Origin of the sequence: Salibacterium salarium (assembly GCF_030813635.1) — a bacterium.
In the GTDB taxonomy this organism is placed as follows: Bacteria; Bacillota; Bacilli; order Bacillales; family Marinococcaceae; genus Salibacterium; species Salibacterium salarium.
Map to the genome: position 1 here is coordinate 126,202 of NZ_JAUSUM010000004.1, position 26,257 is coordinate 152,458.

General features: G+C 38.1%; 27 protein-coding genes and 3 pseudogenes. 18 read left to right on the forward strand and 12 right to left on the reverse strand.

Annotated features, from left to right (window positions below; genetic code table 11):
* Window positions 1–92: 92 nt before the first annotated feature.
* Window positions 93–350, reverse strand: coding sequence for a hypothetical protein (locus tag J2S78_RS14770; RefSeq protein WP_306899802.1), 258 nt, complete (start codon window positions 348–350; stop codon window positions 93–95).
* A gap of 163 nt (window positions 351–513) precedes the next feature.
* On the opposite strand from J2S78_RS14770, the pseudogene J2S78_RS14775 reads away from it, so the two are divergent.
* Together J2S78_RS14775 and J2S78_RS14780 are read left to right on the forward strand one after the other, a co-directional pair.
* Window positions 514–660, forward strand: a pseudogene (locus J2S78_RS14775) (DUF4256 domain-containing protein); the annotation flags it as partial.
* A gap of 369 nt (window positions 661–1,029) precedes the next feature.
* A complete protein-coding gene (locus J2S78_RS14780) occupies window positions 1,030–1,224 on the forward strand; it encodes a hypothetical protein (RefSeq protein ID WP_125561012.1) in 195 nt (64 codons plus the stop codon).
* A 302-nt stretch (window positions 1,225–1,526) separates the two neighbouring features.
* On the opposite strand, the gene J2S78_RS14785 is transcribed toward J2S78_RS14780, so the two are convergent.
* The 3 genes from J2S78_RS14785 to J2S78_RS14795 all read right to left on the reverse strand — a co-directional run bounded on the left by J2S78_RS14785 (window position 1,527) and on the right by J2S78_RS14795 (window position 2,566).
* A complete protein-coding gene (locus J2S78_RS14785) occupies window positions 1,527–1,898 on the reverse strand; it encodes a hypothetical protein (protein ID WP_125561008.1) in 372 nt (123 codons plus the stop codon).
* A gap of 140 nt (window positions 1,899–2,038) precedes the next feature.
* Complete coding sequence (locus J2S78_RS14790) at window positions 2,039–2,197, reverse strand: hypothetical protein (protein ID WP_185819851.1); 159 nt, start codon at window positions 2,195–2,197, stop codon at window positions 2,039–2,041.
* A 27-nt stretch (window positions 2,198–2,224) separates the two neighbouring features.
* On the reverse strand, window positions 2,225–2,566 hold the full coding sequence (locus tag J2S78_RS14795; RefSeq protein ID WP_125561006.1) for a hypothetical protein: 342 nt from the start codon (window positions 2,564–2,566) through the stop codon (window positions 2,225–2,227).
* Between the two features lie 201 nt (window positions 2,567–2,767).
* Between J2S78_RS14795 and J2S78_RS14800 the strand changes: the two genes are divergently transcribed.
* Window positions 2,768–3,730, forward strand: coding sequence for a proline dehydrogenase family protein (locus J2S78_RS14800; RefSeq protein WP_125561004.1), 963 nt, complete (start codon window positions 2,768–2,770; stop codon window positions 3,728–3,730).
* Between the two features lie 607 nt (window positions 3,731–4,337).
* Window positions 4,338–4,589: a hypothetical protein gene (locus tag J2S78_RS14805; protein WP_125561002.1), complete on the forward strand. Its 252-nt coding sequence runs from the start codon at window positions 4,338–4,340 to the stop codon at window positions 4,587–4,589.
* A gap of 114 nt (window positions 4,590–4,703) precedes the next feature.
* Here J2S78_RS14805 and J2S78_RS14810 read toward each other — a convergent pair whose 3' ends face one another.
* The gene (locus tag J2S78_RS14810) at window positions 4,704–5,240 is read right to left on the reverse strand and encodes a GNAT family N-acetyltransferase (protein WP_306899808.1); all 537 of its coding nucleotides are present in this window, start codon (window positions 5,238–5,240) and stop codon (window positions 4,704–4,706) included.
* A gap of 752 nt (window positions 5,241–5,992) precedes the next feature.
* Between J2S78_RS14810 and J2S78_RS14815 the strand changes: the two genes are divergently transcribed.
* A complete protein-coding gene (locus J2S78_RS14815; RefSeq protein ID WP_306899810.1) occupies window positions 5,993–6,226 on the forward strand; it encodes a hypothetical protein in 234 nt (77 codons plus the stop codon).
* Window positions 6,227–6,330: 104 nt separating this feature from the next.
* On the opposite strand, the gene J2S78_RS14820 is transcribed toward J2S78_RS14815, so the two are convergent.
* Both J2S78_RS14820 and J2S78_RS14825 read right to left on the reverse strand, forming a co-directional pair.
* The gene (locus J2S78_RS14820) at window positions 6,331–6,522 is read right to left on the reverse strand and encodes a hypothetical protein (RefSeq protein ID WP_306899812.1); all 192 of its coding nucleotides are present in this window, start codon (window positions 6,520–6,522) and stop codon (window positions 6,331–6,333) included.
* Window positions 6,523–6,702: 180 nt separating this feature from the next.
* Window positions 6,703–7,017, reverse strand: coding sequence for a hypothetical protein (locus J2S78_RS14825; protein WP_306899814.1), 315 nt, complete (start codon window positions 7,015–7,017; stop codon window positions 6,703–6,705).
* Between the two features lie 363 nt (window positions 7,018–7,380).
* On the opposite strand from J2S78_RS14825, the gene J2S78_RS14830 reads away from it, so the two are divergent.
* The 3 genes from J2S78_RS14830 to J2S78_RS14840 all read left to right on the forward strand — a co-directional run bounded on the left by J2S78_RS14830 (window position 7,381) and on the right by J2S78_RS14840 (window position 11,546).
* Window positions 7,381–9,516, forward strand: coding sequence for a PHP domain-containing protein (locus J2S78_RS14830; RefSeq protein ID WP_306899816.1), 2,136 nt, complete (start codon window positions 7,381–7,383; stop codon window positions 9,514–9,516).
* A complete protein-coding gene (locus J2S78_RS14835; RefSeq protein WP_306899817.1) occupies window positions 9,506–9,853 on the forward strand; it encodes a hypothetical protein in 348 nt (115 codons plus the stop codon). The genes J2S78_RS14830 and J2S78_RS14835 overlap by 11 nt, the downstream gene beginning before the upstream one ends.
* A gap of 577 nt (window positions 9,854–10,430) precedes the next feature.
* Window positions 10,431–11,546, forward strand: coding sequence for a hypothetical protein (locus tag J2S78_RS14840; RefSeq protein WP_306899819.1), 1,116 nt, complete (start codon window positions 10,431–10,433; stop codon window positions 11,544–11,546).
* A 346-nt stretch (window positions 11,547–11,892) separates the two neighbouring features.
* Here the strand turns inward: J2S78_RS14840 and J2S78_RS14845 are convergent, their stop codons facing one another.
* Entirely contained in the window at window positions 11,893–12,579 is a 687-nt protein-coding gene (locus J2S78_RS14845) for a transposase (RefSeq protein WP_306899820.1), read from the reverse strand.
* Window positions 12,554–12,883, reverse strand: a complete 330-nt coding sequence (locus J2S78_RS14850) for a hypothetical protein (RefSeq protein WP_306899822.1) — start codon at window positions 12,881–12,883, stop codon at window positions 12,554–12,556. The genes J2S78_RS14845 and J2S78_RS14850 overlap by 26 nt, the downstream gene beginning before the upstream one ends.
* A gap of 160 nt (window positions 12,884–13,043) precedes the next feature.
* On the opposite strand from J2S78_RS14850, the gene hsdR reads away from it, so the two are divergent.
* From hsdR to J2S78_RS14885, 7 genes and pseudogenes are all read left to right on the forward strand, one after another.
* Complete coding sequence (gene hsdR / locus J2S78_RS14855) at window positions 13,044–15,416, forward strand: EcoAI/FtnUII family type I restriction enzme subunit R (RefSeq protein ID WP_306899825.1); 2,373 nt, start codon at window positions 13,044–13,046, stop codon at window positions 15,414–15,416.
* Window positions 15,417–15,436: 20 nt separating this feature from the next.
* Entirely contained in the window at window positions 15,437–16,906 is a 1,470-nt protein-coding gene (locus tag J2S78_RS14860; protein ID WP_306899827.1) for a class I SAM-dependent DNA methyltransferase, read from the forward strand.
* A gap of 1 nt (window position 16,907) precedes the next feature.
* Entirely contained in the window at window positions 16,908–17,417 is a 510-nt protein-coding gene (locus J2S78_RS14865; RefSeq protein WP_306899828.1) for a restriction endonuclease subunit S domain-containing protein, read from the forward strand.
* A gap of 25 nt (window positions 17,418–17,442) precedes the next feature.
* Window positions 17,443–18,348, forward strand: a complete 906-nt coding sequence (locus J2S78_RS14870; protein ID WP_306899830.1) for a restriction endonuclease subunit S — start codon at window positions 17,443–17,445, stop codon at window positions 18,346–18,348.
* 190 nt (window positions 18,349–18,538) lie between these two features.
* A pseudogene (locus tag J2S78_RS14875) lies at window positions 18,539–18,949 on the forward strand (zinc-binding dehydrogenase); the annotation flags it as partial.
* Between the two features lie 216 nt (window positions 18,950–19,165).
* Window positions 19,166–21,904, forward strand: a complete 2,739-nt coding sequence (locus J2S78_RS14880; protein ID WP_306899832.1) for an AAA domain-containing protein — start codon at window positions 19,166–19,168, stop codon at window positions 21,902–21,904.
* Window positions 21,905–22,081: 177 nt separating this feature from the next.
* Window positions 22,082–23,053: pseudogene (locus J2S78_RS14885) on the forward strand (ISL3 family transposase); the annotation flags it as partial.
* 26 nt (window positions 23,054–23,079) lie between these two features.
* On the opposite strand, the gene J2S78_RS14890 reads toward J2S78_RS14885, so the two are convergent.
* Entirely contained in the window at window positions 23,080–23,232 is a 153-nt protein-coding gene (locus tag J2S78_RS14890; protein ID WP_306899834.1) for an Rpn/YhgA-type helix-turn-helix domain-containing protein, read from the reverse strand.
* A 364-nt stretch (window positions 23,233–23,596) separates the two neighbouring features.
* On the opposite strand from J2S78_RS14890, the gene J2S78_RS14895 reads away from it, so the two are divergent.
* Together J2S78_RS14895 and J2S78_RS14900 are read left to right on the forward strand one after the other, a co-directional pair.
* The gene (locus tag J2S78_RS14895; RefSeq protein WP_306899837.1) at window positions 23,597–23,767 is read left to right on the forward strand and encodes a hypothetical protein; all 171 of its coding nucleotides are present in this window, start codon (window positions 23,597–23,599) and stop codon (window positions 23,765–23,767) included.
* The gene (locus tag J2S78_RS14900; RefSeq protein WP_306899838.1) at window positions 23,757–24,086 is read left to right on the forward strand and encodes a type II toxin-antitoxin system PemK/MazF family toxin; all 330 of its coding nucleotides are present in this window, start codon (window positions 23,757–23,759) and stop codon (window positions 24,084–24,086) included. Before J2S78_RS14895 ends, J2S78_RS14900 begins: the two co-directional genes overlap by 11 nt.
* A 29-nt stretch (window positions 24,087–24,115) precedes the next feature.
* Here J2S78_RS14900 and J2S78_RS14905 read toward each other — a convergent pair whose 3' ends face one another.
* Together J2S78_RS14905 and J2S78_RS14910 are read right to left on the reverse strand one after the other, a co-directional pair.
* On the reverse strand, window positions 24,116–24,379 hold the full coding sequence (locus J2S78_RS14905; protein ID WP_306899841.1) for an MFS transporter: 264 nt from the start codon (window positions 24,377–24,379) through the stop codon (window positions 24,116–24,118).
* Window positions 24,380–24,659: 280 nt separating this feature from the next.
* Window positions 24,660–24,956, reverse strand: coding sequence for an RpnC/YadD family protein (locus tag J2S78_RS14910; protein ID WP_306899842.1), 297 nt, complete (start codon window positions 24,954–24,956; stop codon window positions 24,660–24,662).
* A 381-nt stretch (window positions 24,957–25,337) separates the two neighbouring features.
* On the opposite strand from J2S78_RS14910, the gene phnD reads away from it, so the two are divergent.
* On the forward strand, window positions 25,338–26,246 hold the full coding sequence (gene phnD / locus J2S78_RS14915) for a phosphate/phosphite/phosphonate ABC transporter substrate-binding protein (RefSeq protein WP_125560996.1): 909 nt from the start codon (window positions 25,338–25,340) through the stop codon (window positions 26,244–26,246).
* Window positions 26,247–26,257: the final 11 nt, after the last annotated feature.

Genomic DNA, 26,257 nt, shown 5'->3' on the forward strand with positions numbered 1-26,257 from the left:
GACTATATTGAGGCAATGAAAAATCCAACTTCTCACCTTAAGCCTCCTAACGATATTCAACAACCTTAGCGCGCGTTTCCTGAAGATTAACATTATTTCACTGAGTCCACGATTTTTTTCGCATCTAACAAAGACAAGCCATGCTTCTCTCTTACTGATTTAACGGTTTTCACCTCTGTTGATGTGCTCAATATTTCTTTTGCTTCGCTTTTTATATCTTCATATTTCCCCGTTCCCTCTAATAGTTTGATGTTTTCTCTTTTTAAAGCATCGTTTTTACGCATTAAACTAAAACACCAACCTAGAAGTACGAGTATTATAATTAATGAGCTTATATCTGACCACGGCATTTTCAATGTCTCCTTTAACCATTAAAATTTTAACATCTCCTATTACGAAAATTGCCCATCCTCAAAAGAAGAGGAGACAATTCTTATTCCGGAATGGCGCCCGTTCGTTTAATAAAAATTCCCTATATATAAATTCCGATAGCGAAAGATAGTTTGTGTAAGATCGAGCTGGGTGCAGACCCCTGCTGATATTAGAGAACGTGGTGGTGCCCTGTTTTGTGATTATCGCTTTGGCCACGTCTTCGTGTATCACAATGGAGCAGAATCCTACTATGCGGCCAGAGGTTTCCGTGGTTCGCTGGTGGTCTGACCCGCGGATATCGCCGATAAAATCAATTTTCCGCCGATATCCGCAGCAAAAGCGCCGATTTCTTGCTCGGACCCGCCGATATAACGGAAAAATCGCCGATATCTATGTAGCAGCTGATTTCTCAGCTCTTATATATTTTTTTGATCCGGTACCACAACTGCTGCAACGTGGTGTAAAACGTAAGTGACTTCGTTTTTTCGTGATAAAGAGAAATGGGAATTATTTACTTCTATGTTATCATAGACCATAAAATCGGTCTATGAGTAATGGAGCAATCCATGTAAAGGTTGATTCAAGCAGGGACGTGTAATTAACGTTCATACACACCTGTAATTTAGGAGTGGAAAGGCAGGAAATGGAATAAGCTTATTGATAGGTCTGCTGCTTGTGCTGTGGGGAGTGATCTTGCTCTACGTTTCTTTATACAAGGGGAAGACAACGACTGAAAAAGATGAAGGTATTGTAGGCGTGAGCGGTTTTATTGAATGGGAGTTTCTCTTCAAGTTGCTGCACAAACCTATCAGCATTATCATCATGACACTTAAAATGAATAATCCTTTATAATGCAATATTTACAACTCGGATATGTGGGTAGAGAATGGGATTTTAGAAAAACTTGTTGACTCACTGGATCGTCCTTTTTGGAAGAAGAAAAAATTATTTCGATGTAGAGGTCGTGTATTTTCTTAAATAAATAAATAAACTTCCAAAGAAAACCGCTCTTGTGATCCTGGTCAGCAGGCTGATTGTTATTCCTGTATCATATCCTGATACGGCAATCGTTTGATTTGTGTCGAATCCAAAAAGAATGTGTCCGAGGCAATAGATTCCGGTGATACAAATTATTATTTTCCATACGGTTTTCATTACAGACGCTCCATCCATTGTTTCCATTCGTCTTTCACATCTTCCTGATCGATCAGCGTCACGCCTTCTCCGACTTGGACGAAGAAGTGCTCCTCTTTGGTTTTGACGAAGTAAATGTTGTCGAACGGTGTCTTAATAATTTCCTGCAGCAAAAAATTCTGTTCGTTTAAAGTCTCGTAAATCCGGTTGAACGTTTCTTGATCAACAGGTCCTCTTTCTGCTTTTTCCGGTATGTTGGGCTCTATATACTTTTGTATGAGCTGGTATGTATGAGAACTGTCGATTCCATGTCTCACTGCGGCTTTCATGACTACATATAAAACAAGAAAGAAAATAATGACCCAGAGACTTATAAACGGAATAAGACTCATTGCTGTGCACCTCCTTCGATGAAATCCCCCTCGATTGTAACAGAAATATCCATAAGATACAGAAAAAAGAATAGTGGACCGGTAAGGGATCCGGCTTATATAAAATAAAAAAAGAAGACGGCACGCAGCCATCCTCTTTTTCAACGATTATTTTTTTGAGCCCGGAACCAAGTCCATACCCGCTGCAGCAGACTATAGAAATTCAAATGGTTTCCGATGATATCTGCGAGTTTCCTCAAGACACCGGTGATGATGATAACGGAACCAAGTACGATAATGGCATTTCCTATATACTCCAAGGCGCGGCCTCCTGTTTTCCTGGTTTTCTACTGCTCTGATGCGGTACTTGTCTTTTTCCATTTGATATAGGTGTACCCGATTTCGATGATGGAGCAAATGACAAAAATAGCGGTGAGAGAGAGGATGGCGTTCATTGTCATGCCGGGGACGAAGTATAATCCCACCAGGATAACTATTCCAAACGGCAGGGTCCATAATGACCGGTGCATTCTTCTCCGGTAACTCAACCGGTAATAAATGATAGCTTTTCCGGAATCGACCTTTCCGTATTCCTCATTTTTCACCTTCGCTATGGTGTGGTAAATCCAATGGGCAGCTAATATGGTTAACCCCATCACGATATAAATAAACCACATTGTAACGGTCATCGTTATCCTCCTTTAGTAAACAGCACTGATACATTTCGACGGAATTTCCTTACGTTTATGGTATCATAAACCAAATGCAGGTCAATGCCATGGTGCTAGGCGGGTGTCACATTCTCTTTTGTTTCCGACTTCAAAATAGATAGCAGGAAAAATAACGATATAATAGAAAATGAAAGTTATTTTTTAACATGAGGTGAACACATGGAACTATCTTATGCGGAAAAACGATTTGAAAATGCCCTGAAATCTGTCGCGCGTAATTTAGACATCAAAGAGTATGTACAAAATTCAAAAGATCTCTATCCATTGTTTCAACGCTCGGCGAAGCGTTTTGTTACAGGAGAAACGAGAGAAGAAGGGATTGCTGTCGGAGCACAGCTAAGCGAAAAAGGTTACGATATTTCGTTGGAGTTCATTGGGGAAAATACGATGGAGCGGGAAGCCTGCAGACAGGCGAAGGACGAGTTTGTGACTATGATGCAGGCGTGCGGCCACCAGAATCTGCGCTCCCGAATTTCGTTTGACTTATCTCACATTGGTTTGTCGGTAGACCCGGAACTGGCGCTTGAGCACCTGCTGGAAATGGCAGCTGAAGCAGAGAGATATGATCTTTCTCTCATGATAAGCATGGAGGAATCAGGAAAAACAGATGATATTTTAGAGGTGTATAAAAAAGCCGTTACCCAGTATGAACATATAGGTGTTACGCTTCAAGCACAGCTGCATCGAACGCTTGACGATCTTCAAGAGCTGCTTACATATCCCGGTGCTGTTCGGCTTGTGAAAGGAGCCTATCAGGAGCCGGAAGAGCTGCATATCCCCCGTTCTGAAACATTGGACGAACGTTTTATGGAATTGGTGCAGTTATGCATCCAAGCTGACTTTCCTGTTTCTGTTGCTTCTCACGATGAAACCATCTATCAGCAATTGATGAAGCGTGGTTGTTTCGAGCACTCGTATGTCGAAGCGGAACTGCTTTACGGGATCCGGCCGGATGTGTGCCGGCGGCTGAAAGAAAAGGGCGTCCCGGTCCGCGTGTACTTAACCTATGGGCAGGAATGGTACTTATATCTGGTCCACCGTATCGCAGAATATCCTCCTAATATTTATGCGGCGATTACCGATATGATCGAAGGCGTCGAAGATATCCCGGCCCTGTATTAAAAAAGAAATTTGGGAAAATTCGATGTTCCTCCCATCTGTTTTTAATAGCAGGTATCATCGTCCGGAATACAAGCAGGGTGGAGGCATACAACCTCCGCCATGTTGTATATTATATGATGGTTTTAGTCCACGGACCGGTGGGAATGGGAACACTACTCGGCGCTGCTGTGGGACTGGTGTTTGATTTGGTGCAGGTTCTGATCGAGGTGTTGCTGAGAAAAAGGGAAGCGGAGTCGCCGATAAAATCAAAGTTTCGCCGATATCAGCATCAAAAGCGCTGATATATTCCCTTATACCGCCGATATATACGAAAAAACGCCGATATCCAGGCAGGAAACGCCGATTTAAACTGCACGGCATTTATCAGGAAGCTCTGCCTTCTATCAGGGGGAAAGGCATCGTCCAAAGTTCTTATTCATTCCTACTGCCCGGGAACAGATATTGTTGTCGACGGCGGTATGACGCCTGGAACCGAGTAAAAAAGTTATGATTTAAATGGACATAAACGGTTTAAATGTTACAATAAGTTCAAGGTATGGAATATATTAGATAAGTTCGTTGTTGTAACAAATCTGTCTCATTTTAGGCTCAGAAAGGTGGGATACGAGTGAACGTATTTATAGGGGCGCTGCTTGTACTATGGGGATTAACCGTCCTTTACGCTTCGCTCTCTCAGATAAAGACAGCAGCCGTTGGCAAAGACAAAGGGGTCGTAAACGTGAGCGGTTTTCTGGAATGGGAGCTTCTTTTCAAGGTGCTGCACAAATTCCCGGTCGGATTCCTCAAAGGGTTCACTTTGGTAATGGGGATTTCTTTCGTTCTGTTCGGAATCTATGTCATGCTGCATCCGGAACTTTAAAATATCTATCCTGAAACATTCGCCGATATTTCGTGCCAAATCGCCGATATATGGAGAAAAACGCCGATATCTACAACGCATCGCCGATTTATCAGCCCGACTACCCGCTTCTTTTCATTCCTCTAAAAATGGCCGGGAATACTGCACGATACCCTGCACCTCGAGCAGCGCATGCTCAGTTAACTCCAACGCCATAAAGGATTCTTCCGGCACGTCAAAAGGAGCGGAGATATCCCAGCGGTCCGCCGGCTCAAAGCCGAACTTGGCATAGTACTCCGGATGCCCCAGTACAATAACGGAGGAATGTCCAAGTTCGGTTGCCCGATGTAACGCGGTATGCATCAACTGCGTGCCGATTCCCTGATTCTGGTGTTCCGGCGCCACCGACACAGGCGCAAGCGCGAGCGACTCTACAGCGGCTCTGTCATCCTCAATCGTGATCCGGGACAACAGAATATGGCCGATGATATGTTCCCCGCTGTCCAATGCCACCAGCGACAGTTCCGGAATGAACGCGTCGGAGTCCCGCAGGTTCTCAACGAGCACGTGCTCCGTCGGATCGCTGTAGGTCTCATCCCCAAACGCCCGGTTCACAAGCGCCTCCGTCGCGCGGTAGTCTGCAGGGGTCTCCTGCCTGATCGTAATATCCATGACCGTTTCTCCTTTGTTTTATTATTTTTAAGTATACTGCCACTATTGGGGGCTACTATGGTAATTCTAAAATTTTTGGAAAAGATATATCTTCTAGCTGGAATACTTCACGTTGGTTTTATTTCTTATTGTTTTTTCATGGGGGATGATTTAGTTTATTATGATGCCTCTAAATATGTAACCTTTACTTTATTCTCTTTATATTTTGCCATATCTATATGCAGAAATATCAAGTTTGAAAGAGGCTGATGGTACTATTAAGCTAACGGGCGCATTCATCTAATAAGGATCCTTTTGGCATGTAAGGTCTATATTGCGTAGTAAGAAAAGGTTAATTAAATCTTAAGAACCAAAAATTGTGGAGGATTCAAATTGAAAGAATTTTTTCTTTGCGGCTCTTATTCTAGATAATGTTTGGGCTGTTGTTACTCTTATTGCATTCGTATTGTCGGTGTTTATTACTGTTTTTATGAAACAGGAATCCAGAATTGAGGAATTAGAAAAGAAAGTGGAAAAGTTATTAAATAACAAACAAAATTTATAATGTTCCACATTGATAGAATTTTCTATTTATAGGTATAATAAGGAAAATAAATATGTTACCATTCGACCAGTAATATTTTTGTTTAATGGTAGATTTTTATACAGAATCACAAGTAAATCGTATCAGGATGGAGAATATATTATCATCCTGGAACGTCAATACCGTGCACTAGAATTATAAATAACTAAAATCATAGGAGAACAATAGCATGAACAAAACAAGAACAGGACTTTCCTTTTTACTAATGGCCACGATACTCTATGCCACCCGATTTATTGCTGGAGCGATAGGGGGCATTGGTGCAACATCTTGGAACGATAAAGAGTTTGCTAGAGCAATGTCTTTCATCCCAAACAGTTTAATGGTGGTTACTATCATTGCTCTTGCGCTTGGTATTGTTTTTTTCGCTTGGGGTGTATACGAGGCATTAAATAAAAAATAACTAGTATTTCTTATTCCGCTTCGGTTTTCAGAATCACTATAAGGGAATTCATCTATGGGTCCATTATAGAAGGACAATCAAAAAACTTTCAAAAATAATGAGTGTTAATTATTTTTAACCTTTTTCGTTATATAATCAATAAACTTAATTAATAAACCTAAAATAACAATCCCTGCTATTACCCATAAAAAGTGCGTAGGAAAATCATTAGGCGTGCCTTGAGCCAAAAAAATGATGTTATAAATAATAAACAAAACTAAGCCTATTTTCTCTAAAATAGTACCCAGCAATCTCATATCAAACCATCCATTCCAGTTCATAAACTGACTTTATTTCTATAAACATTGAAACACATGACAGAAAAACCAGCCATAAATAAGCGATGAGTCGACGTAACAACAATCATTACGACAAAAATCGCAATGGAAGCTCCAGCTTATCCCTGGTACACAGCCTTTCTGGCCATCTGCTGTTGATTAACAGTTCATTATTCCGGGATAATGCATTCGCAGAAGTTCTTGCTTTTTTGGTAGAAACTTCGATTGCAGCGGGTTCTTCACCTGTTCCACCACTCCGACATCTTTACCACACCCAGAGCCAATCCAAACAAGAGCAGGCCGAATAACAATCCGCCAAGAAGATAGGGGGTGAACCAAACTAGCACATAGCCGAGGTTTCCCGGAAGAAGGAGCGGCAGTCCAAAGTACCAGACAACGCTGGTGATTAGAAGAAGAAATATCCCCCAGACCGCCTTCCCGAATAGGTTCATGTGTTGAAAACGTGTGCAACAATCCATGCTCATGCTTGATCCCTCCTGTATTTCCATTATAAAAGAAAATATCACATACCGTCAGAGATATTCCAATTTTCGATAAATTTCTCCGTTATTACTCTTCCATCTATGGAAGGATGTGTTAAAATGGATGCATATAAACATAAATAACCATGATCTTAGACTTATCCGCACGGTATTGGAGAGGAAAGTATGATCGTCTACGAAGCCAGAAAGAAGGATTTTATGCATCATGTGGACCAGGATGTGCTGGTCTCGAAAATTCTGGATACCTAAAAAACTATTATTGCACTCAATTCTTTTATGGAATATAGGGTGAATAAAACAAATGCAATCAGATTTTTAAGAAAGGAGTATAAACGTGAAAATAGATTTACATTTACATACAAAAAATTGTAAAAAAGGTGATGGATCTAAAAGGGTTATTGGAACAAGTGATTTTATAAACAAGATGAGAAAAAATGATGTAGGGATATGTGCAATTACTAATCATAATCATTTTGATATAAGAGCTTATGAGGAAATTATCGACGAAGACCCTGAGTTAGTAGTATTTCCTGGTATTGAATTAGATGTAAAATATATAGATGAACAATATCACATAATCGTAATTTGTGAACCACAAAAAAAGGATAAGTTCTATGAAACGTTTGATAACGATCCCGATAGAAATTATGAAGCCTACTATATTGAATATAATGACTTTATACAAAAAATTCAAAGTTTCAATCCAGAAGACATTATAGTAATTCCTCATTTTCTTGATAAAGACAAGGAACGATCGTTAAATGTAAAAGCCAAAGATAAATTATCAAGTGACCTTGAAAATTATTTAATTATTTTGGAAGCAGGTAAATTACAAACGATGGGAGTTATAAATGCACATAACGAATTGTCTTTAATAGGAAGTGATGTTAAGGACTGGAGTAAGTACGACGATTCACAGATACCTGACATTAAATTCAGAATAAGTTCATTTAAAAGATTTTATGAACTAGCCGTAGACACTCCTGTTTTTATTAATAATTATTTACAAGAAACAAAAAGACATTCAATACCTGTAAAAGTAAATGAAAAGGCACTTAATAATGATATTGAAATTTATGAGGATATGAATGTTATTTTTGGAGAAAAAGGTTCCGGCAAAACAATTCTATTGAGAGACTATATATTTCCACATTTAAAAAACCAAGGGATAAGTGCTTTTTTACATGAAGGAAAGGAATATAATAATCAATACGCTAAGATTTTGGAGAACTTCAAAAGTTCTGTAGTAATAAACGAAAGTATTTTAGAGGATATAAATAGTAATTTTAATTTTATAATTAATTATAGCGAGGAGCTCCCTCCAAATTTTGTGACGCAAATGAAAAAATATCATACCAATGACAATGCTAATAAAAAAGCGGGAAAAATAAAAAAAGCCAATGCGAAATTTAGCAATAATAACATTGATACCTTTGAGTCAATTTCAACAACCCTGGAAAATAATCTTTCAAAAATTGAAGATGTAAGAGAGATTAATGAGCAGGTCCGAGGAGAAGAACAGGAAGGAAAATATTTTCTCGACAAACAGCTGAAAAATTTAAAAGATGATCTTATTAAATCTGCAATTGATGACTACAAAGAAATATTCGTAAATAACAATATTGATTCATTTTTGTCCACCCTAAAAAATTCGATACAAAAGAAGACTGGTAAAGTGTCGAAGCCAAACAATGTCGGTTTCGCTACTCTAATTTCAAAGAGATTAAAGCGAGTAGAGGTCAACAATGATATAAAGAAGAATTTAAGAGAAATAAAAGATAAAAAAGATCATAAACTTGGATACATACCGAATAAAGGAGATGCATATTTAGTAACAAGTATAGAAGTTCTAAAACCAGATGAAAGCTATAATGAAAGAAAATTATTTGACAGAAATAAAATCATACCAAATAGAGAAGTACTAAAGAAAATCTACGACTTTAAAACCCAATATTTTAAAAACATTAATGAATACTTTGATTTTGATGAAAAAATGACTACTCCAGAGTCTTTTTCCAATGAAATCATAAAGAAAAACAGTGTAGTTAGAATTAAAGACTATGATAACTATGAGCCCTCCGAAGGCGAAAAAGCGATCCTTACAATAAGCAGTCTGTTAGAAGATGATAATTATGATTGTTATTTGTTCGATGAAATAGAACGAGGATTAGGTCAAAAATATATAACAGATTACATCATTCCTAAACTTAAAGAGCAAAGGGATAAAGGAAAAATTATCATTGTTTCAACTCACAATTCTAATATCGCTATAAACACATTACCTAGTCAAACCATATACTGCGATTATAAAGTTAATTCATCTAATATATATTATCTGGGGAACCTATATACGAACAAGCTTACTGGTATAGAAGAAGGTGATGAATTGGTTTGGAAGGAAAAAGCTTTAGTACATTTAGAAGGCAGCGAAGAAATGTTTGGAAAAAGGAGGAATATATATGAAGTCTAGTGAACCTAATATGGAATTAGGAACAGTAACAATGAATGTAGACGTCGAAGAATTAGAAGACCAGAGAAATGAGGAAGTGAATTTTATTGTTGAAGATTTAGATAAAATAAAGATAAGTTTAAGTGATGAAAATATTAATGATATCAAAAAATTTTACGATAGAGTTTTTGAGTATATTATTTCTGAAAAAAAGTTGATTGAATTTCAGTTAAGGTGCGAAAAGAATAATTTATATTCTGAGGTTGCTAGCGATATAATAGATCATTTGAATAATGAAATTAAACAATCACAAGAAAATTTTGAACAGATAATTAGTTTAGCTAGTGATAAAGAATAATATTAAGATTGTGAAGAGTACACGGCCGTTCCACTAATGGGCGGGTATTTAACGCCATCTCTAAAAAAGAAAAATGCTTGATTCGCTGATGGGTAGAGGAACGCGGTCATTCATTAGAACATGGTTGCTTTTCAGACCTCCCCAGGAAAAAATATCAGCTGAATTTGTTGATAAATAGAGATCTGCAATTTCCGATGTAAGCCCCAGAGAATTCTATTGTCCATAATGAAATAACGGGTTACTAATATAAGATGAAAATTTTTTAAACTACAACCTCGTAGTATTTTCATACTGGCATTGTGCCGATCGATCTTGAACCATTCCTTAAATGGCAGGTATTCTGGATTTGATACATGGAGAGGTGCATCAATAGACATTAAAAAATAATCGATGCTTGTGACTGTGCTACAGGAAACATACGGCAGAACGTCTCTCTGTGCATGCCTAGTAATACTTCGTTGTATTGCTGCATAATTTAATGTTTTGTCTTTTTATACAGATGTATGTAAGTTTTTCAACCGATTATAAGACTGCAAAGTTCATAATAGCTATCTCTAAATTAGAAAATGGTGGTTAAATGGCAATCAAGCTAAGTTTAAAGCAAGTAATGGTTAATTTTAACTCGAGTACAGATACCACTCTCTTTGTGAAAAAAGTTTATAAAGAAGTCAAATCAAGAGGCTTAATGCTAACTGATTTGAATTTAATTCATTGTGCAATGATTCATTATCAATCTAGATTTAAAACAGATATATCAAAGAGATTTCAGTACACATATTTAACTATAGAGCCTTCTTTACTTAAAGACAAGAAATACTTTTATTTTGACGATGGAGAAAAATCAGAATTACAAACCCAATCGTCAGAGGTGATTGGTGTAGGGTTTGCAATTGCACTTTTTCAAAAACTATTTGATGTGAACTTTAACTGTATTAACGAAATAATTAATACGGGTAAACGATGTGATTTTGAAATTTATTATAAAGGAAAAAAAATAATAGCAGAGTCAAAGGGAAGAAAAGGGAATTTAAACCAAGCTGCTAATGAAATAACAAACCAAAAAACAGCTCACACTACTACAGTACCGAAATATGGGGCAATCAGTATAATTGGGAGAGATGCTAATCCTACAAAAATTGAAGTAGTTGATCCACCTAGTGAAATGGATAATATAAGCAGATATGAAAGGATACTATCTTTATTAATTTATTATACCAAAGTGGCTCAACTTTCAGGGTATAGCCAATTAGCTAGTATATTAAATGTAAGAATAAATGAAATAACTAAAAATAATTCAAAAATTGATTATTATGAACTTAAAGAAATTGAATATAAAAATGATTTAGATGAATCAGGATATGAGATATTTACAAATATCGGGGAATATAAATTTTGTACTTTTTTCCACAGTTACAACAACAATGGGTTTAAATTTAGAGTTAGGGATGATTTGCAATTATTTTTCGGAATGGATGAAAATATAAAAAAATATTTAGAGGATCAAAACTTTGAAGCTTTGTTAAATTTCAATGGGAAATATAATATTAATTTTGAGTTAACTCATATCTCAATACATAATGATGGGACCTCCTTAATCCTTATCGATGACGAAGAAATAGAAAAAAGTCAGCAAAATAATAAAATAGCTCACCTTTGGGGTAACTATAATTTGTATTTATACATAGAGAAATAAAGTGTTAATGCACAGCTGTTGATTATCTACCATTTAACATAATCGTCCCGTGAGACTGCTTCCACCTTTTAGAGAAGCAGCCATTTCACTCAGCCAGTCGATCAGTAGATTTTGAGCTAGAAAATAGCGTGTGAAGGAGATGAAAGACAGCGTTTCTATCGCTTTTCCTTTGAAAGTACGCTGATATAACCAACGTAGCTTTATTTGGCAAGAGAAAAATGCATAAACGGAAAACGGAAAACGGAAAACGTTTATGTAGCCACTCTAAAGTTGCATAATAAATAACAGGGATATCCAATAGAATGAATATTTTACTTTGGAGCTTACATATCTCCTTAGGCAATCATCAACTCTTTTTCAAGAGACTGCAGGGACACGCCCTTTTGGGCTTTCTGGTAAACATAAAACAGGAGAGAACGGCGCTTTTCCTTGTCAGCCCGCCAATATCCTGTAGAGAATCCCTGCTGGTAATGCTGCACAATAAATGTATAGGCAAGTTGAAGTACCAGCATGTACCGCTTGATAGCAAAAAGGGATCGCAGCCTGTAATCCCCCATATGAAGTTTTTCTTTCGTTTCCTGAAAAAGATTTTGATGTTCCAGCGTTCGGCGTAGAAATGCAGGATCTTTTGGGCGGTTAAGCTGGAATCTGTACAGAAGAAATAGCGAACCGATGATTCGCTAGCTGCTGTATTAGTAGGCTGGCACGCCAGCACCGTTCCCTGTAGCCCGCCTTTCAGTGTCCCGTCATAGCGATGAACACGGTAGGAAGTGTCTCTTACGGTGACGATGCAGGATGTTTGGTCTTCCTTTTGTTGTGCCCATTCCTTGACGGGTTGATGAATACGGCCATTCAACAGAACACGGTTGCTTTTCAGACCACCGATGACATGCCATCCACGTTCTTGAATATCGTCAATCAAGGATGTGGAAGCATACCAGCTGTCTGTCAGGACATAGACGTCACGCGTGCCGTCAAGTATTTGATCCATATGGTGCCAGGCCATATCAAGTTTTGAATACTTTTCTTTCACATAAGGCGTCATGGCAATCAGAAGAGGAGAGCTCCCGACCTTGTTGATAGATAGACCTCTGCAGCTTTCGCTGTACGCCTTGCTCGTTCCACTGCCCGCATTGAAAAAATCGCGTTACGGAGGTGAGATGCCGGTGCCAGAAACTGCTGTTCCGTAGTACGGTCATACTTCCATTCCGCCGCTCTTGAATCATGCCCTGCAGAAGATGGGAAAGATGCCGGTATGCCGGTTTTGGTACATGAAGCGATACATCTATTTGGTCTAAGAAATTGTCGATAGATGATGACTGTGCTACAGGACACATATGGCAGAACCCCTCTGTGTACGTGTTTGGTGGTACATTCATCGTACCGCAGATTTGGAGGTTCTGTCTTTTTATGAATATGTGTGGAATTTTTTTCTATAGATTATGCAACTTCAGAGTGAATGACTTTATTTAAAGTATAATGAAAGGGGCTGAATTCATGGGGAAGAGTCAATTGTCTGAAGAGGACATTAAAGCGAGGTATATCACACCAGCAGTCACACAGTCAGGGTGGAATCTTCAAAAACAGATTCGTTTTGAATATTCGTTTACAGCAGGACGCATTATTCTTCGTGGAAATTTGACAGCCAGAGGAAAACCGAAGAGAGCAGACTATGTACTTTTTTATAAAAACAATTTCCCGCTTGCGATTATAGAGGCAAAAGATAACAATCACTCTGTAGGTAGTGGTCTACAACAAGGTATCGACTATGCGGGGATACTCGATGTACCTTACGTTTATTCTTCTAATGGTGATGCGTTTGTGGAACAGAATTTGATTACGGGAGAAGTAAGGGAGTTGATGCTCGATGAGTTCCCATCTTCTGATGAATTGTATAATCGATATCGGTATGATAAAGGGTTGAGTGAAACGGAAGAGAAGGCACTTCTTGAACCGTATTATTATGATCCGAATTATAAAACGCCACGTTATTATCAACGTGTCGCTATTAATCGAACTGTAGATGCAGTTGCACAAGGGCAGGATCGTGTATTGCTTGTTAGTGCTACTGGGACTGGAAAGACGTATATGACTTTTCAAATGATCTACAGGCTTTGGAAAGCAGGAATTAAAAAGAAAATCCTCTTTGTGGCAGATCGAAATGTACTTGTGGATCAAACCATGACTGGGGATTTTAAACCATTTCAGAATAAGATGACAAAAATCACGAATAAACAATTAGATAGCTCCTATGAGATTTATCTTGGGCTGTACCAACAATTATCTGGTGACGACGGGGAAGAAGCGTTCCGTCAATTCCAGCCTAATTTCTTTGATTTGATAGTGATTGACGAGTGCCACCGAGGCAGTGCTAAAGAAGATTCTAATTGGCGTAAACTTCTTGATTACTTCTCAAATGCCACGCATATTGGATGTACAGCAACGCCTGTTGAAACAAACGAGGCGTCTAGTGTGTCTTATTTTGGTGAACCGATTTATGAGTATTCACTAAAACAAGGTATTGATGACGGGTTTCTTGCGCCATATAAAGTCATTCGCGTTGGACTTGATCGTGACTTGGAGGGCTATCGTCCTGAAAGTGGCAAACAGGATAAATATGGATTCGAAATTGAAGATCGTGAATATAACGTAAAAGACTATGACAGACAACTCGTCATAGAGGATCGGACAAAAGTTGTTGCTAAAAAAATTACTGAATTCCTGAAAAAGACGGATCGATACAGTAAAACTATTGTCTTTTGTGTAGACATTGAGCATGCTGAACGGATGAGGCAGGCTCTCATTAATGAAAATAAAGATTTATATACACAAGACTCTCGATACATCATGCGAATTACAGGCGATAATGCCGAAGGGAAATCTCAGCTTGATAACTTTATTGATGAAGAAAGCACCTACCCTGTTATTGCAGTGACGAGTAAGTTAATGACTACTGGAGTAGACGCAAAAATGTGTCGTGTGATAGCACTTGATAACAACATAACAAGCATGACTGAATTCAAACAAATCATCGGACGTGGGACACGGCTATTAGAAGAATATGGGAAAACTCATTTTAGTATTTTGGATTTCCGCAATGCGAGTCGATTATTTGCTGATCCCGCATTTGATGGTACTCCAGAAGCTGTCCAAGATATTTCAAATGAAGACGAAATGAATGAGCCAGGCGTAAGTGAAGAAGATGAATCGGAAGATACGCCTCCTGACCACACAACTGATGAAGGTGGAGGTTTTCAAGGAGATTCAGAAGACACTGGTTTCTTTGAGGACGATGATGAAGAACCTAAGAAATATTTTGTCGGTGATGTTAAGGTTGAGGTCCTGTCTGAACGGGTTCAGTATCTTGATAAGGATGGTAAACTTATAACTGAAAGCCTTGTGGACTATACAAAGAAAAATATTCTGGAACAGTATGCTAATTTGGATGATTTTCTTCGCTCATGGACGAATGCTGACAAAAAACAGGCTATTATCGATGAACTTCAAGATGGCGGAGTGCTTTTAGATGCGGTAAAAGAAGAACTGGGGCAGCCAGACTTAGATGACTTTGATTTAATCTGTCATTTGGCTTACGATCAACCCCCGTTGACGAAACAAGAACGGGCGGAGAATGTAAAGAAGAAAGGCTACATTTATGAGTACTCAGAAACAGCTCAATATGTTCTAGAAGCATTATTGGATAAGTATTCTGATGATGGTATTAAAGAAATTGAAGACACCAAGGTTCTTCAATTAAAAGAGTTTGCGAAAATAGGAAGTCCATTAAAAATTGTGAAAGAGTTCGGAGGTAAATCAGGCTATAAAAAAGCTGTCAAAGAACTCGAGAATGAAATTTATGACGCACAATAACGTGAAAGAGGGAATGAACAATGACAATAAGCAACTTTGTGAAACGAATCCAAGATGTCATGCGAAATGATTCAGGTGTAAATGGAGATGCCCAACGTATCGAGCAGATCGTATGGATCCTCTTCTTAAAAATTTATGATGCGAAAGAAGAGGCTTGGGAATTATACGATGACAACTACAAATCGATTATACCTGAAGGTTTGAAATGGCGTGATTGGGCTGTTGATAAAAAGGATGGAGAAGCATTAACAGGAGATGCACTCCTTGACTTCGTAAACAACGAGCTATTTCCAGCTTTAAAAAACCTAGAGATTGATGAACACACTCCTATGAGTCAAGTTATAGTAAAGTACGCTTTTGAGGATGTAAATAACTATCAAAAAGATGGAATCCTTCTACGTCAAGTAGTCAATATCATTGATGAAATTGATTTCACTGAATATAGAGAGCGAAACGAATTTGGAGCTATTTATGAGTCATTCTTAAAAGACTTACAAAGCGCTGGTAATGCGGGTGAATTTTACACGCCACGTGCTGTGACTGATTTTATGGTCCAAGTGACTAATCCCGAGTTAGGTGAGAGAATTGCAGACTTTGCATGTGGGACAGGTGGCTTCTTAACTTCTGCATTAGAGGTACTAAATAAACAGGTGGGCAACTCGCTTGAGAATCGAGAACTTTATAATAAATCCGTTGTCGGTATAGAAAAGAAATCATTACCGCACATGTTGTGCGCAACAAATATACTAATTCATGATATTGATAACCCGGAGATCATGCACGGAAATGCCTTAGACTCAGATTATAAGGATCTTCGTAAAATGGAACATTTTGATTTGATTTTAATGAACCCACCGTATGGTGGAAGTGAGAAAGAAAGTGTAAAAAATAACTTTCCAGCTGAATTGAGAAGTTCTGAAACAGCAGACCTTTTCATGAATGTAATCATGTATCGCTTGAAAAAGCAGGGGCGAGCAGCCGTGATTATACCAGATGGCTTTTTATTTGGGACAGATAATGCCAAGTTCAATATTAAGAAAAAGTTGTTTAGCGAATATAATATACATACGGTTGTAAGAATGCCTCATAGTGTGTTTGCGCCATATACATCGATCCGAACGAATATTATTTTCTTTGAAGATACTGAACCGACTGAGGAAACTTGGTTTTACCGTTTGGATATGCCAGAGGGGTATAAAAATTTCTCAAAGACACGTCCAATGAAGCTTGAACATTTCGAAGATGCTCTATCATGGTGGGATAACAGAGAGGAAATCGAATTAGATGGTTATCCGAAAGCGAAAAAATATACTGTTCATGAGTTAGAAGAGAGAAGCTTCAATATTGATTTATGTGGATTTCCAAACGAAGAAGAAGTTATCTTGGAACCGATGGATTTAATCATGGAATATCAAGAAAAAAGAGCATCATTAAATGCTGAAATTGACCATGTATTAGAGCAAATAACTTCTAAGCTTGGAGATGATTAAATTGAACGGAGAAGATTTAAAGAACAGTATTTTACAACTAGCTGTTCAAGGAAAGCTAGTAGAACAAAAGGAAGAGGAAGGTACTGCAGATGAATTGTTTCATCAGATTCAGGAAGAAAGGGAACGTTTGATTGATGAAGGAAAGACAAATAAACAAAAAAAAATGCCTGAGATTACAGAAGAAGAGATTCCATTTGATATTCCAGATGGCTGGAAGTGGGTGAGAATTAATGATTTAGCCGAAGCAATTAACAGCCCCTTTGCTGATGGGCCTTTTGGTAGCAATCTTAAGAAATCTCATTATATAGATGAACCTGAGGTAAGAATAGTTCAATTGAGTAATATAGGCTCAGATGGTTGGAAAAATGATAATGTGAAATACACTTCATTTAAACATCTGGAATCTATAAAAAGAAGTCAAGTATACAGCGGGGATATAGTAATTGCAAAAATGATGCCAGCAGGTCGTGCAATGATAGTTCCTAATATAGAATCTCACTACGTTTTATGATGCGGTTAAGTTTGTTCCACATAGAATGCTTAGCAAAAAATACCTTTTAAATGCAATTAATAGTGGAATGTTTAGAAAACAAATTTATTCACAAGTACAAGGGATTACAAGAGTTCGTACTAGTTTGACAAAAATTAAAGGCTATCTATTGCCCCTCCCGCCTTTTGAAGAACAAAAACGGATCGTAGCAAAAATCGAAGAGTTAATGCCATATGCTGACGAATATGACAAAGCTAATATAGAACTAGGAAAATTAAATGAGAAGTTCCCTGAAGATATGCAAAAATCCATTTTACAATATGCTATTCAAGGAAAACTTGTAGAGCAGCGTGAAGAAGAGGGAACAGCGGAAGAACTGTACCATCAGATTCAAGTAGAGAAAGAGCAACTAGTTGAAGAAGGTAAAATCAAGAAACAAAAGAAATTGCCAGAGATTACAGAAGAAGAAATCCCGTTTGATATACCTAAGAGTTGGAAGTGGGTTAGAATAAATGAAATTGCGTCATTTATTAAAGCAGGTGGAGACAAACCGAAAGAAATTATTGATCAGAAAAATAGCTATTACGACGTACCGGTAATTGGTAATGGGAAAGAAAACAACGGAATAGTTGGATATACGACTACACCTACTGTAGAAGTACCTTGTTTAACAGTTTCAGGAAGAGGAACTATAGGTTATACATGTTATAGATCAGAGCCTTTTACACCGATTGTAAGACTTATAGTGCTAAATTTCCCAAGTGGGATTTCAAATCACTATATTGAATATGTTTTAACAGCACCATTAGAGAAGGGGGTAGGAACAAGTATAAAGCAGTTAACAGTCCCAATGATTAAAACAAAACTGGTCCCTTTACCTCCAATCGAAGAACAAAAACGAATCGTAGCAAAGATCGAAGATTTAGAGCCGTATACAGAACGCTTAGAATAATAGAAGAGGTTTGTGGTTTGAATTTGCAATGATTTTTCAATCTTTTATTTAAATTGAGTGCGCTTGAGTTTTATTAGAAATATATCTTTACTCCATTTTGAAATGAAGATATTAATGAGGGAAGTGAAACTATGACAGTTTGGTTATTTCGTGCTGGAAAACAAGGGGAATTTGAAAACAAATTTTTAGAAGACAACAAGAATTAGGAGCTGCTCACGTCCTATCGTATAAGTCCAGCCAGCTTACTGAACAGATCCTCGAAGTAAACGGCGGGCCTGTGGATTCCGTGCTGGATGTCGTCGGCGATGCCTTGTTTACCACTTCGTTGCAGGTCCTCAAAAAGGGAGGGAAATTCTGCACTTCCGGTTCAGCAGGCGGCCAAAAGACAGAGCTCGATTTCAGAACCCTTTACTTAAAGCACATCACCTTGTATGGTTCTGTTTTAGGGACAAGAAAAGAGTTCAAACAAATGCTTGATGCTATAGCAGAGGGCAAAATCAAACCTGTCATTGACCGCACGTTTCCACTGGAAGAAGCTCGAGACGCTCAAACCTATTTTGAACATGCAGGGAAACTCGGGAAGATCGTCCTCATCCCGTAAAACGTATCTTATGATGTTTTTTAATGGTACCTGTCACGCCTTGGGTTTAGTCGCATTATAGCGTGTAACCCGTAACCCGAATAGAGGGAACTTTTTAAAATGAATTTTTTATTCTCTTTATCATAACGTCTTAAATGGGAATGTGATAAAATGTAAATTAAAATAATTTTTCTTATAACTTACAAATGATTGAAAAGAATATAAGGTGTGAAAAAGGTGGATACTGAAAAGAATTTAATATTATTAAAAGATAAGGATAAAACTCAAGAAATTGAATCTTTGAATTTTGAAGATGGTAAGTGCATGGTTCGATATTATAACAATAGTAAGTTATATACTTTTAATGAAAAAAACGTAGTGTGGCTTAAAACCCCAAGAATAGTGGATTCAACTAAACAAATAGTATATAGTAACAATGAACGAATACTAAATATTAATCAAATACTCGACTTCGGAAGCTATTTTAAGCTTGTTTTTAGAAACGGAAACGCGAAAGTTTATTTAAGCTCCGATATTATGATTGAACAGTCATGTTTAACGAATAAAAAAGCTAACGATTGTTTTGATTACTTAAAAAAGATGGCAAATAATATAGGAGAGGAATCTAATGAGGAAGATAGTTTTTTGGGTAAAGAGTACAACAAAATATCCACTATCAGCCCACGCAGTGTTTTATCGACCTACCTGCAGCGCAAGGACTTAACAAGAAAAGAGAATCAAACACAAGTTATTTATCCATTTGGATTTAACGAAAGTCAAAAAGCGGCCACAGAAAATGCCATGATTGAGCAATTAAGTGTTATTCAAGGACCACCGGGGACAGGAAAGACACAAACCATATTAAACATAATTGCCAATGCTCTTTTAAATAATAAGACAGTTGCGATTGTTTCCAACAATAATTCAGCAACAGCTAATGTACTTGAAAAATTACAAAAGTATGAACTTGATTTTATTGCTGCTTATCTTGGTAATAAAGAAAACAAAGAAAACTTTTTTGCTCACCAAAATACAACTTATCCGGACATGAACGACTGGGAGTTAGAAGAATCCAAGTATCAATCAATATTGGAAAGCTTAAACGAATTGCAACAGGAATTAAGTAAAATGCTAGAATTCAAAAATGAACAGGCCCTATTAAAGCAAGAGTTATCTGCGTTTCGAACAGAATATGAGTATTTTGCTGACTATTACGCAAATTCAACTTTTCAGCATGTTCAAATTAATTCAGTGTTTCAATTAAGTGCAGAGAAGATCTTAAAGATATTGATTAAATACGAACAAAGAATTAAAAGAAATAATTTTAAATTACGTGATAAGATCTATAATCTTATTGTCTTTGGAATATATAATTTCAATTTATATAAACACCCTCCTGAAGAGATTATTTCTTCTTTACAAAAAGCGTATTACGATCAAAAGTTTAATGAGTTAACTAACAAAGTAGAGCAATTAGAGAATAGCTTGGAAAACTATGATTTTGATAATGCAATGAAACAATATAGTGAAGATTCTATGAAGATATTTAAAGCTTTCCTAACTAAAAAATACTACCCAGGTAATAAAAGAACAGCATTTAAAGAAGATGCATTGCGGAAAAACTTTGGGGAATTTATTAAAGAGTATCCAGTTATCTTAAGCACTACCCATTCCTTGCGTAACTGTGTATCAAAGAATTATCTTTTTGACTATGTGTTGATTGATGAGGCTTCACAAGTTGATATAGTTACAGGAGCATTAGCTTTTTCTTGTGCTAAAAATGTGGTTACTGTAGGAGATTTGATGCAGCTCCCTAATGTTATACCGAAGGAAGAAAAAGAAAAAGCTACAAAGATATTTCAGTCATATGAACTTAATCCAGCGTATGATTATGCAGAACATAGTTTATTATCTTCAGTGGTAACTTTATATGAAGAGGTACCAAAGACACTGTTAAGAGAACATTATCGTTGTCATCCCAAGATTATTAATTATTGTAATCAGAAATTTTATAACAATGAACTAATTCTCTTAACGGATGAGCGTGAATCAGAAAATCCAATGCTCTTATATAAAACAGTAAAAGGTAATCACGCTAGAGGAAGATGGAACCAGCGTCAAATTGATGTTATTTTTAATGAAGTTATACCTCAACAAAAATTTTATAATAATGAACACTCCCTAGGTATTGTTTCACCGTTTCGACCACAAGTACAAGAACTACAAAAAGCTGGTGAATTAGAAAATGCGGAAATAGACACCGTACATAAATTCCAAGGTCGAGAAATGGATAATATCATTCTATCTACTGTTTCTAATGATATTAATGTAAATGACTTCGCTGACACTTCTAATCTTATTAATGTTGCTGTATCTCGAGCTGTCGATAAATTAGTTGTAGTGGTTGCTGATGATTGTGAGAATTGGCACGGAACAAACATTGGTGATCTAGTCAGATATATAAAATATAATAATTTCGACATTATTGAAAGTGAAATTCGTTCAGTATTTGATTTACTTTATAGCAGTTACTCCAAGGAACTTTTGAAATTTATGAATAATAACAAACAGATATCTGAACATATGTCAGAAAACCTCATGAGTGCCGTGATAGAAAAAGTCTTAAATGAAGTAGAGTTTAGAAGTTTTGATTTCGTATTGCACCATCCATTACGTTTGTTAATCAAAGATTCAGCCAAACTAACTGAAGATGAGACTAAATTTGTGAGTAATGAATTAACACATACTGATTTTTTGATTTTTAATAAAATGGATAAAATGCCAGTATTAGTAGTAGAAGTTGATGGTCATCGTTTTCATGAAGATAATAGTGATCAACTGAAACGTGATAAAATGAAAGATAAAATATTAGAAAAGTATGGAATTCCAATTGTTAGAATGAAAACGACAGGTAGTGAAGAAGAAACTGTACTCCGCCATAAACTCATGGAACAATTAAATGTTAATGCGAGCTAAATAGGGTCTGCTGAATTCAATAAATTTGCTGATTCCACAAGGATTATGGCTTATTATTTCGAAAACATATGCTCTGCATTTTTCTTTATCCTCTATTATTTTCGTGCCGGCTGCTGCGTTGTCGGCACTAATTTTGGCTCTATAGTGAATGTTGTGGTGTAGGTAACGCTACGAAAACGCCGTTATCGCTGCACCGCTTGTGGCCATGCCTTTTTTGAACGGCTGCTGCTAGTGGCCCGTTATCAACGCCAGACATCGATGTTAACGGAAGAAGCCCTTCTTTTCACCGCCGATTTATCTTTTACTCAGGCAGGCAAGCATCTGGGTTTGAGTGTTCATCGTATGATCCGGCTGTTGGATCAACGACAGGTGGAAGGGCGTACCGTGCTCCCCCGAGCGATTGCGATTGATGAATTCAAGGGCGATGCCGGTGGGGAACGATTTCAAACGGTCGTGGTGGATGCGGAGTCCCGGGAGATTTTAAATATCCTGCCGGACCGGCGTAGGGACACCATTTTCTCTTATTTGAAGAGCTGTGATACCTCGAGGCTTCAGATGGTGGTGATGGACTTGTCCCAGGGATTTAAAAAAGCTGTCCGGGAAGCATTGGGAAATCCTCTTATCATTGCGGACCGCTTTCATTATATGCGGCAGGTTTACTGGGCGTTTGATGAGATCCGGCGGGAGGTGCAGCACGAGCTCTGGAAGCAGGAGCGAATTCAGATGAAGCGAAACAAAGAGGTATTGTGGAAATCGCCGTTTCGATTATCGGAAGAAGGCCGGGAACGGGTCGAGGAACTACTGCCCTGGGGTGATCGCTTACGTCAGGCTTACGAGCTGAAGAATGCCTTAGATTATTGGTTTAAAACGAGTGATGAGACCACGGCCAAGGCCGGCCTGGAAACCTGGATGGAACAGGCTGAAGCATCAGGCATCGCCTCGTTTCAGAAGGTAGTCAAAACCTTTCAAACCTGGAAACAGGAAATCCTGCATTCGTTCATGTATCCGTATAATAATGGTTATATCGAAGGCATCAATAATACGACCAAAGTGATCAAACGTGTCTCTTATGGTATCAAAAGTTTTGAGCGCTTAAAGAAGAAAATCCTTTGGCGTCAACAAGTCCCCACCACCCTTAAGCATGCTTAAGGGTGGTGGAAAAAGAGAGCCAAAAATTATTGTTTTAGTCGAAGGACTTCTTCGGTGGTGAGTCCTGTTAATTCAGAGATCGTTTCGATATCCATGTCTTTTTTCAACATTTCTTCAGCAATTTCCGTTTTTGCTTTTTCCATGCCCTTTTTTTCGTAAGATACCATAAACTCCCTCACTTTTCGCCTTCTCTTCCGTCCATCTTTTTCACCTCTTCCTGTAGTTTCTTTTCTTCCGAGAAAGTAAGAGTTAGAAATGTTTCGAAAAAAACGGTTAACAGATCGGATCTAGCAGGATCTATATTCATGCGAGCCATCATATGTAGAAATTCTTTTTTTTACCTGTATTTTCTCCTTTTTATTATACCCCATTTTCGAGAGCATTGGAGCGTTTAAATGGTTGTTGTGCGGACAAAGCGTCGCCAATTCAGTTGTTTTAAAGGGAAATTTAATTTAAAGAAAATTATAACATTTGTTATCTGAACGTTTATGATAATGCGAATATAAGTTATAATAAAAGTATCGTTTACCGGAGGTGCATAATATGTCTATTCCAGAAAAAATTATCAAGGAAATTGACATGTTGAGTGAGGAAGAAAGGAAAAAAGTACTTGAAAAAATAAAAGAAAAATATATGTCTCCGGATGTTATTTTACTAAATAAAAATCATGACTGGTGGGATAATGAGGAGGATGACATATACAATGAGCGGTAGGATGAAGCAGGGCGATGTTTGGTTGGCGGATGTCCTTTTTAAAGGGACTCATCAAACGAAGCAGCGTTCTGTTATTATTGTAGGAAATGAATTGGCATTGGATGTGGATGTCATTATTACCCCTGTAACCAGCCAACATCCTAGAAATCAATTTGATGTTGTTTTGGAATATTGGAACGAAGCCGGGTTATTAAAACCATCGGTGGCACGTACTTCAAAAATTATGTCGGTACATGGATCTGAATTAAAACGTCGTTTAGGTGTTTTACATAAGCATGATCTTGAACAAGTCCTCTATATGTGCAGGAATTTATTTTAGCTGTCTTACTGTTTATGCCCTGGATTTCATCAAGCCGTTTTCTTTACAGAAGAAGAAGCCAACCCTGCAAGGAAGATTCCGATAAGCACAAAAACAAAAGCATGTAAGAGCCCCATGATTTCTCCAAATAACCCCAACATCGGCGGGCCGGCAAGAAAGGCGGAGTACCCGATAATAGAAACAATACTTACTCTGGTGACGGCTCCTTCTGATTCTTCGCCGGCAGCGGAAATGCCGACCGGAAAGCCCAGCGATGTGCCAAGTCCCCATAAAAAGACACCAACTGATGCCACAGGCAGATATCCTGAGAATATCACAAGAGCCAGTCCTGAGAACGCTAATCCGGAGGCGGTTCGAAGAACGGGAACCCGGCCGAATCGGTTGAGGAAAAATCTGCCTGCTGTGCGGCCCAGGAACATGGCCGTTAAAAACAGGGTGAACATGGCGCTCCCGGTGATAGGCTGTACGTTGAAACCGTCCACCATGGCAAGAGGCAGCCAGTCATTGGCCGATCCTTCAGCAAAAGCCATGCCAAAGACAACGAGACCAATAAACAGCGTCCTGGGTATAACGCTATTGTTGTTTTAATTGAAGCACTTCCTTGGTTGTGAGCTCTGTCACTTCGGCTATCGTTTCCACATCCATGTCTTTTTTCAGCATCTCTGAAGCAATTTCCTCTTTCGTCTTTTCCATCCCTTTCTTTTCGTAAGAGACCATAAGCTCCATCACTTTGTCGCTTTCCTGTTTTTCCATTGTTTTCACCTCTTCCCGTAATTGTTCTTCTTCAGAAGGAGTAAGTGTTAAGTAGGTTTCGAAAAAACCGGTCAGTAATGTGAAAGGAGCAGGATCTATATTTATGCGGATCATCATACGCAAAAATTCTTTTTTTACTTCTACTTTCTCCTTCTCATTATACCCTGTTTTAAATAGCAATGCAGCGCTAAAAGGGTTGTTCGAGCGGATAAAGTGTCGCCAACTCTGCTGTTTTAATTGTACGATAAGAAATTAAAAAAGCAGCACATCAAATGGAAATTAAATGGAGAAATAATCTGGCTCCTCCCGCCTTTGATCATAGGTGAAAAGAACAATTGGAAGAATGTTGCAGCGGTATTTTTCGTATAAGCGTCCGTAGTTTTTGTTAATAATGTTCACTCTATCTTTTAAAATAATTTAAACCTCATTAACACAGCTTTAATATTCCCCCTATATCCTGAATATGTAGATTAAATTTTTACATAGGGGGCTTTTTTTATGTGGAAAAAACCAGTTGTTGCAACGAGTGTCCTTAGTGTGGCTCTCATACTCGCAGCCTGCGGAGAGGACGAGCCGACCGGAGGAGAAGCAGGAGAACGTCCGGAAGAATTGACCATAGGGGTTATTCCTTCAGAAGATCAAGCCTCTGTTTCCGACCGCATGGAAGAGTTCACAGAAGAACTCGGAACAGAACTTGACATCGACACGGAGGTCTTTTTAGGAGATGACTATAACGGTGTCATAGAAGGAATGCGTAACGAAAATGTAGATATCGCTTTTTTCGGACCCTTTGCCTACACCCTGGCTAAGGAACGCAGCAATGCTGAGGTTTTTGCCATCGGGGCAGAAGGAGAAGACGACATCACTTATCAAAGTGCCATCATAGTTCCTGCAGATTCTGAAGATGAATCGATCGAAGACCTGGAAGGCAAAGATTTCTTATTCGTTGATCCTGCCTCCACCTCCGGAAACATTTTTCCGCGCGCTGCTGTCATGGAAGAATTGGGAATTGAAGAACAAGATGAGGTGGACGACTTTTTTGAAAACGTAAACTACTCTGGCGGACACGATGCTTCCATTCTGTCTGTGATAAATGGGGATGTCGATGGTGCCGCCATCGCCACAGATGTCATGAATGCCATGTTGGATCAGGGGGAAATTTCTGAAGAGGACTACCAAATCATTGATACGTCAGACGATATTCCGAGAGGACCGGATGCTTACCGGGAAGAACTGCCAGATGATCTGAAAGAAGAAATCAAAGCATTTTACCTCAACTACGAAGACGAGAATTTCTTTGAAGAACGCGGGATCAGTGGTTTTTATGAAGTATCGGATGAAGATTTCGACATCGTCCGTAACACAGCATCTACGCTGAATATGAGTCCTGAAGAACTGCTGGAATAGGGGTTTGAACA

Excerpts from the sequence above, each read along its gene's own strand:
- J2S78_RS14770 (WP_306899802.1), bottom strand. The coding sequence starts at position 350 with ATGCCGTGGTCAGATATAAGCTCATTAATTATAATACTCGTACTTCTA.
- J2S78_RS14785 (WP_125561008.1), bottom strand. The coding sequence starts at position 1,898 with ATGAGTCTTATTCCGTTTATAAGTCTCTGGGTCATTATTTTCTTTCTT.
- J2S78_RS14795 (WP_125561006.1), bottom strand. The coding sequence starts at position 2,566 with ATGACCGTTACAATGTGGTTTATTTATATCGTGATGGGGTTAACCATA.
- J2S78_RS14800 (WP_125561004.1), top strand. The coding sequence starts at position 2,768 with ATGGAACTATCTTATGCGGAAAAACGATTTGAAAATGCCCTGAAATCT.
- J2S78_RS14810 (WP_306899808.1), bottom strand. The coding sequence starts at position 5,240 with ATGGATATTACGATCAGGCAGGAGACCCCTGCAGACTACCGCGCGACG.
- J2S78_RS14815 (WP_306899810.1), top strand. The coding sequence starts at position 5,993 with ATGAACAAAACAAGAACAGGACTTTCCTTTTTACTAATGGCCACGATA.
- J2S78_RS14820 (WP_306899812.1), bottom strand. The coding sequence starts at position 6,522 with ATGAGATTGCTGGGTACTATTTTAGAGAAAATAGGCTTAGTTTTGTTT.
- J2S78_RS14835 (WP_306899817.1), top strand. The coding sequence starts at position 9,506 with ATGAAGTCTAGTGAACCTAATATGGAATTAGGAACAGTAACAATGAAT.
- J2S78_RS14840 (WP_306899819.1), top strand. The coding sequence starts at position 10,431 with ATGGCAATCAAGCTAAGTTTAAAGCAAGTAATGGTTAATTTTAACTCG.
- J2S78_RS14850 (WP_306899822.1), bottom strand. The coding sequence starts at position 12,883 with ATGTGTCCTGTAGCACAGTCATCATCTATCGACAATTTCTTAGACCAA.
- hsdR (WP_306899825.1), top strand. The coding sequence starts at position 13,044 with ATGGGGAAGAGTCAATTGTCTGAAGAGGACATTAAAGCGAGGTATATC.
- J2S78_RS14860 (WP_306899827.1), top strand. The coding sequence starts at position 15,437 with ATGACAATAAGCAACTTTGTGAAACGAATCCAAGATGTCATGCGAAAT.
- J2S78_RS14870 (WP_306899830.1), top strand. The coding sequence starts at position 17,443 with ATGCTTAGCAAAAAATACCTTTTAAATGCAATTAATAGTGGAATGTTT.
- J2S78_RS14895 (WP_306899837.1), top strand. The coding sequence starts at position 23,597 with ATGTCTATTCCAGAAAAAATTATCAAGGAAATTGACATGTTGAGTGAG.
- J2S78_RS14900 (WP_306899838.1), top strand. The coding sequence starts at position 23,757 with ATGAGCGGTAGGATGAAGCAGGGCGATGTTTGGTTGGCGGATGTCCTT.
- J2S78_RS14910 (WP_306899842.1), bottom strand. The coding sequence starts at position 24,956 with ATGATGATCCGCATAAATATAGATCCTGCTCCTTTCACATTACTGACC.
- phnD (WP_125560996.1), top strand. The coding sequence starts at position 25,338 with ATGTGGAAAAAACCAGTTGTTGCAACGAGTGTCCTTAGTGTGGCTCTC.